Here is a 16,078-nt window from a genome sequence, read left to right on the forward strand (position 1 = left end):
CGCTCATGTTGTGTCGCTGCTGCGACACGGGCCCGACTCGCCGTTACGGTTCTGTGATCGCTAGCCGGGGTGGGGATCGCTCCCCAGCAGCGGAACGGTGGTTCGGGGCGCTCCCCTGATCCTGCCCTCGGGCCACCGTCGCCGCGCGCCTCCCCTGCCCGGTCCGACGAGGTCTGGATGCCAGTGGTCGACGTATCCGCGCGCGCGCAGCGCCGGGCCGCGAGGGCCCGGCTGGGGTCGGTCCGAACCCCGGATCCGGTGCTGGAGACCGCTTCGGTCGACGAGCCGTACACCGGCTGGTTCGTGAGTACCGCGCTCGACGAGCGTCCGCCGCCGAACCAAGATGCCGAACTCGAGCTCGACCCCCCGACCGGGCCGGTCGCGCTCGTCCCCGACGACACGACGCCCACCGGGCGGTTGCCGCGCATCGACATCGAGCCGCTCACCGAGCCCTTCCCCGTCCCCGCCGTCGAGCAGCCCGCGACGAACCGCCCTCGCAGGATCCGGCGCAGGCTGGCCAGGGCCGCGGTGCTGGCGACGCTGATCACCCTCACCGCGGGCAGCGCGACCGCGTTGGCCGCGGACAAGACGATCACGGTCACCGTCGACGGCCAGGACCGAACTCTGCACACGTTCGCCGGTGATGTCGCCGGTGCGCTCGAGGCCGCCGGCCTGGTCGCCTCTCCACGGGATCGGGTCGAACCCGCGCTGAGCACCGAGCTCTCCGACGGCGACCAGGTCATCCTCAGCCGCGCCCGCAGGCTGACCCTCGTCGAGGGCGGCCAGCCGCGGCAGATCTGGACCACGGCGGCCTCGGTCAGCGACGCGCTCGAGGGCATCGGCGTGCACGCCGAACCGATCCAGATGTCGACGTCGCCGCGTGCGACGATCCCGCTCACCGGCCTCGAGGTGGAGCTGCGCATTCCGCGGTCGATCGCGCTCAGCGACGGCGACGCCGCACCCGAGCAGCTGACCACGACGGCGGGCACGGTCACGGGCCTGCTCGCCGAGCGAGGCATCACGCTCGGCCCGGACGACGTCGCGGTGCCCAGCGGCGACACCCAGCTGACCGACGGCATGGCGGTGCACGTCGTGCGCAACGGAGTCGGTGAGATCGTCGAAATCCAGCGGACCCCACCACCGGAACAGATCATCGAGGATCCGGACCTGCCGCGCGGCCAGCGGCGCGTCGTCGATCCCGGCAGACCGGGGGAGCAGACGGCGGTCATGCGCGTGTATGTGCAGGACGGCAAGGAGGTTCGGCGCGAACAGGTCCGCGCCGGGTCGAGCACCCCGCCGGCCCCGCGTGTGGTCAGACTCGGTACCAATGACGAGAAGCCGCAGGCGCCCGCGGTGACCGACGGCGGGGTCTGGGACCTGCTCGCCAGGTGCGAGGCGGGTGGCAACTGGTCGATCAACACCGGCAACGGCTACTACGGCGGCCTGCAGTTCGACGCCCAGACCTGGCGCGCCAACGGCGGCACCCAGTACGCGGCGCTGCCGCATCAGGCCAGCCGCGAGGAGCAGATCGCGGTGGCCACCAAGGTCCGGGACGGCCGCGGTGGCTACGGCGCCTGGCCGGCCTGCGCGCGCAAGCTCGGATTGCCGCGGTAGGCCGAGCCGGTGTTCACCCTCGCTCATCGCATGCGAGCGGCGCCCTGTGCGGCCTTGCCCGCGGTGAGCCGGATCCCCACCGACATGATGGGCAGGTGAGCGATTCGCGGTTGCTGGGCCCCGCCGAGGTCCGGTCCCTGGCCGAGGGGCTCGACCTGCGGCCCACCAAAAGGCTCGGGCAGAACTTCGTGCACGACCCGAACACGGTGCGGCGCATCGTGCGGGCCGCGGAGCTCACCGACGACGACGTCGTCGTCGAGGTCGGTCCGGGACTCGGCTCGCTGACGCTGGCATTGCTGCCTGCCGTCGCGGCGGTGTACGCGATCGAGATCGACCCGCTGCTGGCCGGGCAGCTGTCGCGCACCGTCACCGACCGGGCGCCGGGGCTGGCCGACCGGCTCACGGTGCTCACCGCGGACGCGATGCGGGTGCGGGCGGCCGAACTCGGCTCCCCGGAACCCACCGCGATCGTCGCCAACCTGCCCTACAACGTCGGTGTCCCGGTGCTGCTGCATCTGCTCGCCGAGCTGCCCGCGGTGCGCCACGGGCTGGTCATGGTGCAGTCCGAGGTCGTCGACCGGCTCGCCGCCGAGCCGGGTAGCCGCACCTACGGGGTGCCCAGTGTGAAGCTGGCCTGGTTCGCGCAGTCCCACCGGGCCGGGCCGGTGCCGCGCGCGGTGTTCTGGCCGGTCCCCAACGTCGACTCCGGGCTGCTCGCCTTCACCCGCCGCGAACCACCGGCCGGGGCTCGGCGCGAGGAGGTGTTCGCCGTCGTCGACGCGGCGTTCGCGCAGCGCCGCAAGGCGTTGCGGTCCGCGCTGTCGGGCTGGGCCGGCTCGCCCGCGGCCGCCGAGCAGGTGCTGCGGGCGGCCGGCATCGATCCGCTCGTCCGCGCCGAACGGCTCGGGATCGCCGAGTTCACGCGGATCGCCGCGGCCCGACCCGACCGGGGCCCGGATGGCCGGTCAGGTGGTGTCGGGCGGAGGCGGACGCGGGCCCACCCGCGACGCACGTAGTGTTGGTGCGTGCTCACCGCCGTTCCGTCCCCGGTCACCGTGCGTGTCCCGGGGAAGATCAACCTCCACCTGGCCGTGGGCGGTCTGCGCAGCGACGGTTTTCACGATCTCGTGACGGTGTTCCATGCGGTGAGCCTGTTCGACGAGGTCACGGTGGCGAGCTCCGATGCCCCCGGGATCGAGGTGCACGGCGAGGGCGTCGGCGAGGTCCCGGTGGACGAGACCAACCTGGCTTGGCGTGCCGTGGCGATGCTCGCCGACCACGTCGGTCGCCCCGCGGACGTGCGGGTGACGCTGCGCAAGGGCATCCCGGTGGCGGGCGGAATGGCCGGTGGCAGCGCGGACGCGGCCGGGACGCTGCTTGCGCTGGCGACCCTGTGGAAGCTCGATCTCAGCCGCGACGAGCTGTCCAGAATGGCCGCGAACCTCGGCAGTGACGTCACGTTCGCCCTGCACGGGGGGACCGCGCTGGGCACCGGTCGCGGCGAACACGTCGTCCCGGTGCTGTCCCGCAGCACGCAGCACTGGGTGATCGCCCTGCACCGGCAGGGCCTTTCCACCCCGACGGTCTACCGCGAGCTCGACCGGCTGCGTCACGCGGCGGCCGGGTCGGACAACCCGGCGCCGCCCGAGCGGCCCGTCGAACCGGTGCTGGAGGCGCTGGCCGGGGGTGACCCGCGCCAGCTCGCGTTGTCGCTGGGCAACGACCTGCAGGCCGCCGCGGTGAGTCTCGCGCCCGATCTGCGGCGCACGTTGCGCGCCGGGGTGGCCGCCGGAGCGCTGGCCGGGATCGTGTCGGGCTCCGGGCCGAGCTGCGCGTTTCTGTGTGCCGACGCCGATGCCGCCGTCGAGGTGGCGGCCGAGCTCGCCGGGGCGGGGGTGTGCCGGACGGTCCGGGTGGCGCGCGGCCCGGTGCCCGGTGCCCGGGTGATCGATGCGACGGACCCGCCCTCGGGTTCGTGGCCGCCGGTGCACGCCTGATGCCCGACGTGCCCGTGCTCGACGACCCCATCACTCAGGCCGGACCGTGGGTTCGGACCGTGTCATTCCACCGCTGCGGGAGGGCTTCGTCCGGAGCCCGCCGGGGTCGCCCCCGGCCCCGCGGCGGGCAGACGAGACGGGCAGGCGTTGTCCTGGGAAAGGCGGGTGCGCGCTGATGGCTGTGCCTTTGGTGGGTGCGGAAGCGTTGCACCTGGAATTCCCGACGCGGGTGGTGTTCGACTCGGTGACGGTCGGGATCGAGGAAGGCGACCGGATCGGGATCGTCGGTCGTAACGGCGATGGCAAGTCGAGCCTGCTGGGGATGCTCAGCGGCCTGATCGAACCGCAGGCCGGCCGGGTGACCCGTCGGGGCGGTGTGCGTTTCGGGGTGCTGCCGCAGACCGATGACCTGGACCCGGCGACCACGGTCGGGCACGCGATCGTGGGGGATCGGCCTGAGCACGAGTGGGCGGGTGACGCCGCGATCCGCGACGTGATCGGCGGGCTCGTCGCCGATGTGCCCTGGGATGCTCGGGTCGGTGCGCTGAGCGGTGGTCAGCGGCGGCGGGTCGCGCTGGCCGCGCTGCTGGTCGGCGAGTGGGACGTGATCGCTCTGGACGAGCCGACGAACCACCTCGACGTGGAGGGCATCGCCTGGCTGGCCGAGCATCTGAAGAACCGTTGGTCGAGGAACGCCGGCGGGCTGCTGGTGATCACCCACGACCGCTGGTTCCTCGATGAAGTCTGCACCGAGACGTGGGAGGTGCACGACGGGATCGTGGAGCCGTTCGAGGGCGGCTACGCCGCCTACGTGCTCCAACGAGTCGAGCGGGACCGGATCGCCGCGGCTACGGAGGCCAAGCGCCAGAACCTGATGCGTAAGGAACTGGCGTGGCTGCGCCGCGGTGCGCCGGCGCGCACGAGCAAGCCGAGGTTCCGCATCGAGGCCGCCAACCAGCTCATCAAGGACGTGCCGCCTGTCCGCAATGCCGTTGAGCTGCAGCGGCTGGCTGTCGCCCGCCTCGGTAAAGACGTGATCGACCTGGAAGACGCGGGCGTGCGCTACGGCGACCGCGAGGTGCTGCGGGACGTGACGTGGCGGATCGCACCGGGTGAGCGCACGGGGATCCTCGGCGCGAACGGGAGCGGGAAGTCAACCCTGTTGGGCCTGATCTCCGGGACGGTGCAACCCTCCTCGGGCCGGGTCAAGCGCGGCAAGACCGTGCGACTCGGGCTGCTGGATCAGCAGTTCTCCCAGCTCACAGAGATCGGTGGCGAGCGGGTGCGCGAGGTTCTGGCCCGCACCAAGACGACGTTCACCATCGACGGCAAGGACCTGACCCCGGCGCAGCTCCTGGAACGACTCGGCTTCGCCCGGGAACATCTGTCGACGCGCGTCGGTGAGTTGTCGGGTGGGCAGAAGCGGCGGCTTCAGCTACTGCTGCTGTTGCTGAGCGAACCCAATGTCATCGCACTGGATGAACCTGCGAACGACGTTGACGCGGACATGCTGGCCGCGATGGAGGACCTGCTGGACTCGTGGCCGGGAACACTGATCGTGGTGTCCCATGACCGCTACCTGCTCGAACGGGTCACCGATCAGCAGTACGCCATTCTCGACGGCCGGCTTCGGCACCTGCCCGGCGGCGTGGACGAGTACCTGCGTCTGCGCCAGGGGCAGGTGTCGTCCCGTGCGCCTGCTCCGGCGACGCCAAGGGTGACCCAAGCCGGTGCGAGCCCATCCGGGCTTTCTGGCTCCGAGCGCCGTACCGCGCAGAAGGAAGTCGCGTCGATCGAACGTCGCCTCGACAGGCTCAACGCCGAGGTGAAGAGCCTTCATCAGCGCATGGCTGACCACGATCAAAGCGACTATGCGGGGCTGCAGCAGCTCACCGACCAGCTCCGCGCGGTCGAGGGCGAGACAGCCGAACTCGAAGAACGCTGGATCGAGCTGTCCGAGAACCTGATCGACTAGGGCGGGCCGACTTCGCCCGTCCTCGGCTCAGCCGACTTGATAAGGTGCGCGTCATGGCATGTTCACTCAGCGTGGTCACGGTGACCCACGCGCTCTCCGTGCGCGACCGCCGCGCCTGACGGCGCGCTCGGCCAGAACTTCCTGACCCACAGGCCCACCATCGCTCGCCTCACCGCACTCGTGGCGGCGACGAGCGGCCCCATTCTGGAGATCGGCGCCGGTGACGGTGCGCTCACCCGCCCCCTCGCCGGGCTCCGGCGCCCGCTCACCGCGATCGACATCGACGAGTACCGCGTACGACAACTGCAACGCGACCTGCCTCAGGTCACGGTGAAACACACCGACGCACTCACCTACCCGCTACGTGAACCGGTGCTCGTCGGCAACCTCCCCTTCCATCTCACCACCCCGCTCCTGCGCCGCCTGCTGAGTTCCGGCACGTGGACGGATGCTGTCCTGCTCACCCAGTGGGAGGTCGCTCGCAAACGCGCGGGGGTCGGCGGCTCCACGATGATGACCGCGCAGACCGCACCCTGGTTCACCTTCGCCCTTCAGGGGCGAGTGCCGTCGTGGGGCTTCAGTCCCCGGCCCGGGGTCGACGGCGGCATCATCCAGATCCGTCGACGAGCGGTGCCGCTCGTTCCCGGTGCGCAACGAGCGCGCTATGAGCGGTTCGTGCGAGCCGTGTTCACCGGACGTGGCGCCTCGCTCGACCGAATCGTCCAGCGCGCGACCGGCCAGTCCCGAGATCACGTAGCACGAGCGCTCCGCCAGGCCAAGGTGGCGCCGCGCGACCTGCCGCGCGACCTCAGCCCTCGACAGTGGGCGGAGCTGTGGAAGAAGGTGGCGGTCGCGCGATGAGGATCTGGCCGCGCCGAGGCACCGCCTACCGCGCGCGGGCGAGCGCAGCGAGCAGATAGGCCTCCGCCAGCACCCCGCGGCCGAACATCTCCAGGTGCAGGCTCTCGTCGATGCCGTGCCAGCGGCTGGCCGGGTCGCCGACCCCGGTGACGAGCACCTCGGCGCCGGGGAAGGTGCGCGCGAACTCGGCGATGAACGGGATCGACCCGCCGATGCCCATCTCGACCGTGTCGTTGCCGTAGGCCGCCGCGAACGCGCGGCGGGCCGCGTCGTAGGCGGTTCCGGTGCTCACCAGGCGGACCGGCTCGGCGACGCCGGTCCCCGGGGTGACCGTGACCTGCGCGCCCCACGGCACGTGTGCCTTCAGGTGCTCGGCCAGTGCCCGCTGCGCCGTCGCTGTGTCCTCGCCGGGGGCCAGTCGCAGGCTCACCATCGCCCTGGCCCGGGGGAGCAGGACGTTCGCCGCCTCGTCGACCCGCGGCGCGTCGATGCCCAGCACGGCGACCGCCGGCTGGTAGCAGGTGCGGTCGGGGATCGTCCCGGTGCCCAGCAGTTCGACCCCGTCGAGCAGGCCGACGTCGGCGCGGAAGGTCGCCTCGTCCAGGTCGGGGGCGTCGGAGGCGGAGCGCGCCAGCCCGGGGATGGCGACCTCGCCCTTCTCGTCGTGCAGCGACCCCAGCGCGACGCACAGCGCGGTGAGCGCATCCCCCACCGGTCCGCCGTAGACGCCGGAGTGCACCGGCCGCTCCAGCATCGCGACCTCGACGATCACGTCCACCAACCCGCGCAGGCTCGTCGTCAGGGCCGGGACATCGACGGCGGGGTTCGCGGCGTCCGCGATCACGATGACGTCGCTGGCCAGCTCGGCATGGTGCTCGCGCAGCAGCGCGGACAGCGTCGGGGAGCCGGACTCCTCCTCGCCCTCGATGAACAGCGTGACCCCGACCGGCGGGCGGCCCCCGTAGGAGCGCAGCACCGCGAGGTGGGTCATCACGCCTGCCTTGTCGTCGGCGGCGCCACGGCCGTACAGCCGCCCCTCGCGCTCGGTGGGCTCGAACGGGGGACTGGTCCAATGCTCGTCGCCGCCGGTGGGCTGGACGTCATGGTGCGCGTACAGCAGGACCGTCGGCTGGCCGTCCGGGGCGGGCCAGTGGGCGATGACGGCCGGTGCGCCGCCGTCGGCCGCCACGATCCGCACGGCGGCCGCACCGGCCCCGCGCGCGAGTTCGGCGACGGCCTCCGCGCTACGCCGGGTGTCCTGCGCATGCGCCGGATCGGCCCAGATGCTGGGGATGCGTACCAGGCGTTCGAGGTCTGCTCGGGCGGCGGCGAGTTCTGCCGTGACAGCGGCAGCGATCTGCTGGTCCGACACGCCGCCCGATGGTACGCGTGGGCCGTACCCTCTGGGTCATGTCCCGGTTTCTCGCGATGTTGCTGGACGCTGCCCACCGATCCGATCGCGGTATAACCACCGGTGAACCCCGAGAGCCGGTGCGACGCACCTGGCCGCAGGTGCACGAGACGGCGTTGCGGATGGCGGCGACCCTGCGGGCGGGCGCGCCCGGCGTGCCGCCGCTGCGCCCGGGCGCGGCCGTCGCGGTGCTGGCCGGCGAGCCCGCCGCGATCGCCCCCGCCGCACAGGCCGTATGGCTCTGTGCCGGAAGCGTGACGATGCTCCACCAGCCCACCGCACGCACCGACCTCGCACGCTGGGCCGCGGACACCGTCACCGTGCTGGAGATGGTCGGGGCCGAGCTGGTGCTACTCGGCGCCCCGTTCGAGGCCCTGGCCCCGGTGCTGGAGGAACGCGGGATCGCCTTCCGGGTGATCGACGAGCTGGCCGCGGCCGACCCGGTCGCCGAGCCCTCGGCGGACGTCGCGGCCGAGGACGACACCGCGCTGCTGCAGCTGACCAGCGGCTCGACGGCGCATCCCAAGGCGGTGCGGATCACTCACCGCAATCTGTACGCCAACATCACCGCGATGGTCGAGGCGTCGCGGCTCGACCCGCAGCGCGACGTGATGGTGTCGTGGCTGCCGCTGTTCCACGACATGGGGATGGTGGGTTTCCTGACCGTCCCGATGGTGACCGGCCTGGAACTGGTCACCGTCACCCCGGCCGACTTCCTGACCCGCCCGCTGCTGTGGGCGCAGCTGATCTCGTCCTACGGCGGGACGGTCACCGCGGCGCCGAACTTCGCCTACGCGGTTCTGGGCCGTCAGCTCGCCAAGGCCGACGAGGGTTCGCTCGATCTGTCCACCCTGCGGTTCGCACTCAACGGCGCCGAGCCGGTCGACCCCGATGCCGTCGAGGCGTTCACCCGCGCGGGCGCCCGGTTCGGGCTGCGCCGGGAGGCGGTGGTGGCCGCCTACGGGATGGCCGAGACGGCGCTGGGGGTCTCGTTCGCGCCCTGCGACGTCGGTCTGGAGATCGATCGCATCGACGCCGAGGAGCTCGAGGCCGGTCGCCGGGCTGTCCCGACCGTCGCCGAGGGCGCCGCGGTGGCTCGCCGGTTCCCGCTGCTCGGTCCGCCGTTGGCCGGGTTGGAGGTGCGGGTGGTCGGCGATGACGGCACCGTGCTCGGCGAACGTGAGGTCGGGGTGCTGCAGCTGCGCGGGGAGTCGGTGACCCCCGGCTACCTGACCGTGGAGGGTCCGAGGAGCGCGCAGGATGCCGAGGGGTGGCTCGACACCGGGGACGAGGGCTATCTCGCCGGCGGTGCGGTCGTGGTCTGCGGGCGCCGCAAGGACGTGATCATCATGGCCGGCCGCAACATCTATCCGACCGACATCGAGCGCGCCGCCGCGGCGGCCGACGGGGTGCGCGCCGGGAACGTGGTCGCGGTCCGGCTGGTGGCCGACGACACCCGCCACCGCGAGTCGTTCCTGGTGGTGGTGGAGTCGCGGGGGGCGGGTGAGGCCGAGGCCGAGCGGCTCATCCGCAAGGACGTGACGGCACGGGTGGTGTCGGCGACCGGTGTTCGCCCCGCCGACGTCGTCGTGCTGGCGCCGGGCAGCCTGCCCAAGACCCCCTCGGGCAAGCTGCGCCGCGCCGCCACCGGCGATCTGCTGGCCACCACCCGCCCATAGCCCCGCGAGTCGCGGTATTTCCGTGCGCGAGTCGCGGTATTTCTGCGACCGAGTCGCGGTATTTCTGCGACCGAGTCGCTGGATCCGGGTGGTGTGGGTCAGCCGGAGAGGGCGTGGAACCGGTTCTGCGCCGGTTCCAGACCCTCGGCCAGGAGCGCCTCGACCGCATCGGCGGCCAGGTCGACCGCCAGGTCCAGGTCCTTGCGCTCGGTCGCGGAGAAGCGTTTGAGCACGAAGTCGGCCGGGTCCTGGCGGCCGGGCGGGCGACCGATCCCGAACCGGGCGCGCAGGTAGTCGCGCGTCCCGATGGATCCGCTGATCGACCGCAGCCCGTTGTGCCCACCCTCGCCGCCGCCGCGCTTGAGCCGGACGACGCCGAAGCCGAGGTCCAGGTCGTCATGCACGACGACGAGGTCCGCGACGGGCACTGAGAAGTACGTCAGCAGCCCGGCGACCGGCCCGCCGGACAGGTTCATGAAGGTGCGCGGCTTGGCCAGGACGACCCGGCGTCCACCCAGCCGCCCCTCCAGCACGTCGGCGTTCGATCGGTGCTTGCTGAATCGGCCGCCGCCGACCCGGGTCGCGAGCGACTCGACGACCCGGAAGCCGACGTTGTGCCGGGTCTCGGCGTAGCCGGGGCCCGGGTTGCCGAGCCCGACCACCAGGGCAGGGCCCGACGCCACGGATCAGCTCTCCGCGGCGGGGGCCTCGGGCGCTGCAGCCTCCTCGGCGGCGGGGGCCTCGCCCTCGAGCTCTTCGGCGGTCGGCGCGGCCACCACGTTGATGACGAGCTGCTCTGGGTCGGTGCGAAGCGTCACGCCGTCCGGCAGGGTGAGGTCGCCGGCCAGGAACTGGGTGCCGGCCTCGACACCCGCGACCGAGACCTCGAGGTGCTCGGGAATGTTCAGCGCCTCCGCCTCGATCTCGACGGTGCTGACCTCCTGGGTGACCAGGGTTCCGGGCGCCGGGTCGTCGGTGACGATGACCTGGACCTCGACGGCGACCTTCTCACCGCGCTTGACCACGAGCAGGTCGACATGCTCGATGTAGGGCCGGATGGGGTGCACGACGACGGTCTTGGTCAGCGCCAGCTGCGGGGCGGAACCGTCGATGTTGATCTCAAGCACGGCGTTGCGGCCCTGCTCGCGGACGACGCGGGCGAACTCGAGTGACGGGAGCGCAAGGTGCTGCGGGTCGGTGCCGTGCCCGTAGAGCACGGCGGGGATCTTGCCGGCCCGACGGGTCCGGCGGGCGGCGCCCTTGCCGAACTCGGTGCGGGTCTCGGCGTCGATGCGGGCCTCGGCCACGGTGGTTCTCCTCGATCAGGCGTGGAACGGAAGTGGAACGCGCGACGAGGAACCGGTATCGGCCCGGCGTCGATCACGGTGGGCCAGGAACACCGCCCACCCTCGCCGCGGAACTCCGATGAGGATACGCGTGCCGAAAACGTCGATCAGGGCGCCCCCGAGCGCATCCCTGCGCCCCGGTCGGCGCGTCGTCCACCGCGGTCGACGACGGCGCCGAACACGAGCCCGAGAACGGCCCAGAAGGTGAGCTGGGCGCCGAGTGAGGCCAGCCGGAACTCGTACAGCACGGTCGCCGGGAACCCGGGCGGTGCCTCGTCGACCGGGGGCAGCGCACGCATCACGAGGCCGATGGCAACGAGATACGTCGCGACGGCGACGAGGAAGGCGTTCCACGCCCCGAGCCGTCCGGCCAGCTTGCGGCCAAGCATCGTCGCGGCGGCGGCGAGCGCGACCGAGGCCAGAACCATCGCCAGGTAGAAAGCGGTGCGCTCGGAGATCGTGTCCGGGTCGCTGGCGCCGGGCGGGTTGGCCGGGTACTTCACGAACGGCACCACGATCACCGCGAGGAAGGCCACCAGCGCCAGCACCGCGGCACTGCCCCGTGGGCTCAGCCGTCCGAGCCGGCCGTATAGCACCGCGTAGACCAGCGCGAAGATCCCGCCGATGGCGATTCCGTAGAGGACGAGGGCCACGGCGAGGCCGAGGGTGCTCTGCACGCCGCGGCCGACCAGATCCACCCCGGCGTGGGTCGCGTGGCGGTCCTCGAACGCGATGCCGCCCTCGATGCCCGGCTCGCCGAAGACAAAGCCGAACACCAGCGCCGCGAGCCCCGCCACGGCCCCGGCGATCATGCCGCGGACCAGCAGCATCCGCACCATCGCCGCCGCCGTCCGGCCGTCAGTGGCAGGGGAGGCCGAGTAGGTGCCTGCCGTCGTGCAGGAACTCGTGGAGCATGCTGCCCGAGACCAGCGACGTGGCGCCCTGGTCCAGCCCGACCAGGTACAGCAGGCCCAGCAGGATCACACCGGCGAACACCGCCCACGGCAGGACCTCGCGCAGTGGTACGGGCACCGGGGAGACGGCCGGGATGGCGACCTGGGCCATTCGAACCTCCTGGCAGCGAGCGCATACACATGAACATGTGCTCAGATGATTGTGGCGGGGGTGGGGACGCGCTGTCAACGGGCGCGTTTCAACGCCCTCCCGAAGGCCCGAAAGCCGTTCCGGAGGGTGACACCCGTGCGGACCAGCCCGGGCGGGGTCTGCCGTGGTGGTCAGGCGTTGCCGTTGAACAGGCTCGTGACCGAGCCGTCGTCGAACACCTCATGGATCGCGCGGGCCAGCAGCGGCGCGATGGGCAGCACCGTCATGTGCGGGAAGCGCTTCGGGTCGGGGATCGGCAGGGTGTCGGTGAAGATCACCTCACGTGCGCCGCAGCTGGCGAGTCGCTTGGTGGCGGCCCCGGAGAGCACGCCGTGGGTCGCCGCGACGATCACCTCGGCCGCGCCGTCCTGCATCAGAACCTCGACCGTCTTCGCCACGGTGCCACCGGTGTCGATCATGTCGTCGATCACCACGCAGGTGCGGCCTTCGATCTCGCCGACGACGCGGTTGGCGGTGGCCTCGTTCGGTTTCCGCGGGTCGCGGGTCTTGTGGATGAACGCCAGCGGTGTGCCGCCGAGCGTCTCGGCCCAGCGCTCGGCGAGCCGCACCCGGCCCGAGTCGGGGGAGACGACGGCGAGTTCGCGGTCGGAGTAGGTCTTCTTGATGTAGTCGGCGAGGACCGGCAGCGCGAACAGGTGGTCCACCGGGCCGTCGAAGAAGCCCTGGATCTGCGCGGTGTGCAGGTCGATCGTCATGATCCGGTTGGCGCCCGCGACCTTGAACATGTCGGCGACGAGCCGGGCCGAGATCGGCTCCCGGCCGCGGTGCTTCTTGTCTTGGCGGGAATAGCCCCAGAACGGCATGACCACGGTGATCCGCTTGGCCGACGCGCGTTTCAGCGCGTCCACCATGATCAGTTGCTCCATGATCGCATCATTGATCGGGGCCGAATGCGACTGCAGGACGAACGCGTCGCAGCCGCGCACCGACTCCTCGAAGCGCACGAAGATCTCGCCGTTGGCGAACGAGTACGCCGCCTGCGGGGTGATCGTGACGTCGAGCTCCTTGGCCACCTGCTCAGCCAGTTCTGGATGGGCCCGCCCGGAGAAGAGCATGAGGTTCTTCTTGGGGGTGGCCGACATCGAGCTCACCGTGTTCCTCCTCGACCGGCGTTGCCGGCCTCGTCCGCGACGACCGCCTCCGGAGCTTCGGGCGTCGCACCGTTGGCCGCCGACGCCCTGGCTGCGTCGGCGCGTTCGGCGGCCTCGGCCGCCGGTGTGCCCGGCCGCTTGCGCCGAACCCACCCGACGATGGTGCGCTGTGGTCCGGCCGACACCGCGAGCGCCCCCGGTGGAACGTCCTCACGCACGACGGTCCCCGCACCCGTGTACGCCCCGTCGCCGACGTGCACCGGCGCGATGAACATCGTGTCCGACCCGGTGCGCACGTGCGAACCGATGATCGTGCGGCGCTTGGTGACCCCGTCGTAGTTCACGAACACCGACGCGGCCCCGATATTGCTCATCTCGCCGATCGAGGCGTCGCCCACGTAGGTCAGGTGCGGGACCTTGCTTCCGGTGCCGATGTCGGCGTTCTTCACCTCGACGAACGTGCCGATCTTGCCGCGTTCGCCGAGCCGTACCCCGGGCCGTAGGTACGCGAACGGGCCGACCGAGGCGCCGGGGCCGATCACCGAGGAGCTGCCGTGGGTCCGCACGACGGTGGCGCCGGCTCCGACCTCGCAGTCGGTGAGCGTGGTGTCGGGCCCGATCTCGGCACTGGCCCCGACGACCGTGCTGCCGTGCAGCTGGGTCCCCGGGTGCAACACGACGTCGGGAGCGAGCCGCACCTGTACATCGACCCAGGTCGTCGCGGGATCGACCACGGTGACCCCGGCGAGCATCCAGTCCTCCAGCAGCCGGCGGTTGAGCTCGGCGCGGATCGCGGCGAGCTGCACCCGGTCGTTGACACCGCAGACCCGCCAGGTGTCCGGGCAGCCAACCGTGCCGACGAGGGCGCCCTCGTCGGCGGCCATCGCGACCAGGTCGGTCAGGTACAGCTCCTGCTGCGCGTTGTGCGCGCGGAGTCTGCCGATGGCCGAGCCGAGGAAGGCGGCGTCGACGGCGTACACCCCCGCGTTGACCTCGGTGATCGCGCGCTGCTGCGGGGTCGCGTCGCACTCCTCCACGATCGCGCGGACCGCGCCGTCCGACCGCACGATGCGTCCGTAGCCCGTCGGGTCGGTGAACTCGGTGGTCAGCACGGTCAGGGTCGCACCGCTGCTGGAGTGCTCGGTGAGCAGCGACGCGAGGGTGTCCCGGTCGAGCAGCGGGACGTCGCCGTAGGTGATGAGCACGGTCCCGGTCAATCCGGTGGGCAGGGCGGCGAGCCCGCATCGGACCGCGTCCCCGGTGCCGCGGCGCTGCTCCTGCACGGCCGTGATGATCGGGCGATCCAGTCGCTCGCCGAGGCCGCGGATGGCGTCGTCGAGCTGTTCTCGGGCGTGACCGACGACCACCACGAGGTGCTCCGGCTCCAGGGCGGCGACGGCGTGCACGGAATGGCTCAGCAGGCTGCGCCCGCCGATCGGGTGCAGCACCTTGGGGACGACCGAGCGCATCCTCGTCCCCTCGCCCGCGGCGAGTACCACGGCTGCCGCAGGTCGTGTCGTCGCGTTCGGGTCCGCCGAGCCGACGGGCTCGCGGGCCCCGTCGGGTCGATCGGGCCCGTCGGGACGATCGGACATGGGCCGCACTCCTCAGGTCGTTGCGTCCGCACATCGACACCGGTCCGGACGGCGGCGAACCGCTCGTCCAGCGATGCTCTCGGCGGAACTCGGCGTCCGGACGCATGAATCCTACGGCGTCGGGTCGACGGCGGCGCCCCCGCCAACCGAGGTTCGGATCCACGCGTAACCGCCGCGCCGAGTCGGTCGTTGAGCCGCACGGCCGGCCGGTGCGGATCAAGGGAAGTCGATGGGCAAGCACAGCACGTCACGGCGTCCTCGGGCGCAGGCGATCCGCGCTGCCGCGGCGGCAGGGCTGGTGGGGGCGGGCACCCTGGGGCCGGTTGGCGTCGGGCACGCCGTGGCGGATCAGGTGCTCGCCGAGGGCACGCCGTGCACCATCACCGCGCGGGCGTGTGTGTCACTTGCCACACAACAGGCGTGGCTGATCGAGGACGGGACTGTCGTGCGCGGGCCGGTTCCGGTCAGCTCGGGCGGCCCTGGGCACGAGACGCCGCTCGGCGACTTCCGGGTGGAGTGGAAGCACAAGGACCATCGCAGCGCGGAGTTCAACAATGCGCCCATGCCGTGGGCGGTGTTCTTCGCCCCGGGGGGCATCGCCTTTCACCAGGGCAACCTGGCGACACCCTCCGCGGGCTGTGTTCGGCTCGCCGCCGCGGAGGCCGAGGCGTTCTACCGCTTCCTCCAGGTCAACGATTCGGTGCAGGTCCGCTGACCGACCGCTGGTCCGCGAAAATATGCCGTTTGCCGTAGTAGACTGACCGGTTGTCGCATCGCCCCGGGGGCGGGTGTAGCGCTCGGATCCGCGGGGTTTGTAGTGGGTGGAGCAGCGAGCCGGGAGGACCCATGCCCACACGCACCGCACGCACGGCCTGGAACGGCACGCTGGAGCAAGGCTCCGGGCAGGTCGAGCTGAGCAGCAGCGGCGTCGGCACCTACCGGGTCAGCTTCCCGAAGCGAACGGCCGACGCCGCCGACGGCACCACCAGTCCCGAGGAGCTCATCGCCGCGGCGCACGCGTCTTGCTACGCCATGCAGTTGTCGGCGTTCCTCGCCGAGGCCGGGGGTACCCCGGAGTCGCTCGACGTCACCGCGGATGTGACGCTTGGCCCGGATCCCAACGGCGGTCTCGCGATCACCGGGATCACACTCACCGTCCGCGGCGAGGTCACCGGCCTCGACGCCGCCGGTTTCGACAAGGCCGCGCAGGCGGCGAAGGACGGCTGCCCGGTCAGCAAGGCACTGGCGGGCACGACGATCACGCTGGACGCCGCGCTCGCCTGAGAGAGTGTTGTGAAACCTCGTGGTCACTCGGCGTGGTGACTGTGGTAGTGGCGAGCGCTGATTGATCATCCGGTGGAGTGTGTGTCTGCACCTGTAAGCC

14 protein-coding genes and 1 pseudogene are annotated in these 16,078 nt (G+C 71.8%); 8 read left to right on the top strand and 7 right to left on the bottom strand.

The genetic code is table 11. The features are described 5' to 3' along the window. The first annotated feature begins 177 nt into the window (after nt 1-177). The 5 genes and pseudogenes from ACFQE5_RS02085 to erm all read left to right on the top strand — a co-directional run. Nucleotides 178-1,614, top strand: a complete 1,437-nt coding sequence (locus ACFQE5_RS02085; protein ID WP_379582109.1) for a transglycosylase family protein — start codon at nt 178-180, stop codon at nt 1,612-1,614. A 95-nt stretch (nt 1,615-1,709) separates the two neighbouring features. After that, nucleotides 1,710-2,630: a 16S rRNA (adenine(1518)-N(6)/adenine(1519)-N(6))-dimethyltransferase RsmA gene (rsmA, locus tag ACFQE5_RS02090; protein ID WP_379582111.1), complete on the top strand. Its 921-nt coding sequence runs from the start codon at nt 1,710-1,712 to the stop codon at nt 2,628-2,630. 9 nt (nt 2,631-2,639) lie between these two features. After that, nucleotides 2,640-3,611, top strand: a complete 972-nt coding sequence (locus tag ACFQE5_RS02095; protein WP_379582113.1) for a 4-(cytidine 5'-diphospho)-2-C-methyl-D-erythritol kinase — start codon at nt 2,640-2,642, stop codon at nt 3,609-3,611. A 175-nt stretch (nt 3,612-3,786) separates the two neighbouring features. Beyond that, nucleotides 3,787-5,586, top strand: a complete 1,800-nt coding sequence (locus ACFQE5_RS02100) for an ABC-F family ATP-binding cassette domain-containing protein (protein WP_379582115.1) — start codon at nt 3,787-3,789, stop codon at nt 5,584-5,586. A 129-nt stretch (nt 5,587-5,715) separates the two neighbouring features. Further along, nucleotides 5,716-6,447 (top strand): annotated as a pseudogene (gene erm / locus ACFQE5_RS02105) (23S ribosomal RNA methyltransferase Erm); the annotation flags it as partial. 25 nt (nt 6,448-6,472) lie between these two features. On the opposite strand, the gene ACFQE5_RS02110 reads toward erm, so the two are convergent. Next, nucleotides 6,473-7,819 (bottom strand): M20/M25/M40 family metallo-hydrolase, encoded by a 1,347-nt coding sequence (locus ACFQE5_RS02110; protein ID WP_379582117.1) that lies wholly within the window; start codon nt 7,817-7,819, stop codon nt 6,473-6,475. Between the two features lie 38 nt (nt 7,820-7,857). Between ACFQE5_RS02110 and ACFQE5_RS02115 the strand changes: the two genes are divergently transcribed. Further along, a complete protein-coding gene (locus tag ACFQE5_RS02115; protein WP_379582119.1) occupies nt 7,858-9,537 on the top strand; it encodes a fatty acyl-AMP ligase in 1,680 nt (559 codons plus the stop codon). 98 nt (nt 9,538-9,635) lie between these two features. Here ACFQE5_RS02115 and pth read toward each other — a convergent pair whose 3' ends face one another. The 6 genes from pth to glmU form a co-directional block, all read right to left on the bottom strand. Beyond that, entirely contained in the window at nt 9,636-10,220 is a 585-nt protein-coding gene (gene pth / locus ACFQE5_RS02120) for an aminoacyl-tRNA hydrolase (RefSeq protein ID WP_379582121.1), read from the bottom strand. A 3-nt stretch (nt 10,221-10,223) separates the two neighbouring features. Next, entirely contained in the window at nt 10,224-10,844 is a 621-nt protein-coding gene (locus ACFQE5_RS02125) for a 50S ribosomal protein L25/general stress protein Ctc (protein ID WP_379582124.1), read from the bottom strand. Nucleotides 10,845-10,990: 146 nt separating this feature from the next. Continuing rightward, nucleotides 10,991-11,722, bottom strand: a complete 732-nt coding sequence (locus tag ACFQE5_RS02130) for a CbtA family protein (protein ID WP_379582127.1) — start codon at nt 11,720-11,722, stop codon at nt 10,991-10,993. A gap of 19 nt (nt 11,723-11,741) precedes the next feature. Then, nucleotides 11,742-11,948, bottom strand: coding sequence for a CbtB domain-containing protein (locus tag ACFQE5_RS02135; protein ID WP_379582129.1), 207 nt, complete (start codon nt 11,946-11,948; stop codon nt 11,742-11,744). A 170-nt stretch (nt 11,949-12,118) separates the two neighbouring features. Next, nucleotides 12,119-13,090, bottom strand: coding sequence for a ribose-phosphate diphosphokinase (locus tag ACFQE5_RS02140; protein WP_379582147.1), 972 nt, complete (start codon nt 13,088-13,090; stop codon nt 12,119-12,121). Between the two features lie 5 nt (nt 13,091-13,095). Then, the gene (glmU, locus tag ACFQE5_RS02145) at nt 13,096-14,694 is read right to left on the bottom strand and encodes a bifunctional UDP-N-acetylglucosamine diphosphorylase/glucosamine-1-phosphate N-acetyltransferase GlmU (RefSeq protein ID WP_379582131.1); all 1,599 of its coding nucleotides are present in this window, start codon (nt 14,692-14,694) and stop codon (nt 13,096-13,098) included. 229 nt (nt 14,695-14,923) lie between these two features. Between glmU and ACFQE5_RS02150 the strand changes: the two genes are divergently transcribed. Together ACFQE5_RS02150 and ACFQE5_RS02155 are read left to right on the top strand one after the other, a co-directional pair. Next, nucleotides 14,924-15,409 carry a L,D-transpeptidase gene (locus ACFQE5_RS02150; RefSeq protein ID WP_379582133.1) on the top strand — a complete coding sequence of 162 codons (486 nt, stop codon included), beginning with the start codon at nt 14,924-14,926 and terminating at the stop codon, nt 15,407-15,409. Nucleotides 15,410-15,540: 131 nt separating this feature from the next. Next, the gene (locus ACFQE5_RS02155) at nt 15,541-15,978 is read left to right on the top strand and encodes an OsmC family protein (protein WP_379582135.1); all 438 of its coding nucleotides are present in this window, start codon (nt 15,541-15,543) and stop codon (nt 15,976-15,978) included. Nucleotides 15,979-16,078 lie beyond the last annotated feature (100 nt).

The organism is Pseudonocardia hispaniensis (assembly GCF_042658695.1).
Classification (GTDB): Bacteria; Actinomycetota; Actinomycetes; order Mycobacteriales; family Pseudonocardiaceae; genus Pseudonocardia; species Pseudonocardia hispaniensis.

What these genes read in the sequence shown, in the direction of transcription:
- ACFQE5_RS02140 (WP_379582147.1), bottom strand. Translation starts at nt 13,090, where the DNA reads ATGTCGGCCACCCCCAAGAAGAACCTCATGCTCTTCTCCGGGCGGGCC.
- ACFQE5_RS02135 (WP_379582129.1), bottom strand. Translation starts at nt 11,948, where the DNA reads ATGGCCCAGGTCGCCATCCCGGCCGTCTCCCCGGTGCCCGTACCACTG.
- ACFQE5_RS02085 (WP_379582109.1), top strand. Translation starts at nt 178, where the DNA reads ATGCCAGTGGTCGACGTATCCGCGCGCGCGCAGCGCCGGGCCGCGAGG.
- ACFQE5_RS02115 (WP_379582119.1), top strand. Translation starts at nt 7,858, where the DNA reads ATGTCCCGGTTTCTCGCGATGTTGCTGGACGCTGCCCACCGATCCGAT.
- ACFQE5_RS02150 (WP_379582133.1), top strand. Translation starts at nt 14,924, where the DNA reads ATGGGCAAGCACAGCACGTCACGGCGTCCTCGGGCGCAGGCGATCCGC.
- ACFQE5_RS02130 (WP_379582127.1), bottom strand. Translation starts at nt 11,722, where the DNA reads ATGGTGCGGATGCTGCTGGTCCGCGGCATGATCGCCGGGGCCGTGGCG.
- ACFQE5_RS02100 (WP_379582115.1), top strand. Translation starts at nt 3,787, where the DNA reads ATGGCTGTGCCTTTGGTGGGTGCGGAAGCGTTGCACCTGGAATTCCCG.
- glmU (WP_379582131.1), bottom strand. Translation starts at nt 14,694, where the DNA reads ATGTCCGATCGTCCCGACGGGCCCGATCGACCCGACGGGGCCCGCGAG.
- ACFQE5_RS02155 (WP_379582135.1), top strand. Translation starts at nt 15,541, where the DNA reads ATGCCCACACGCACCGCACGCACGGCCTGGAACGGCACGCTGGAGCAA.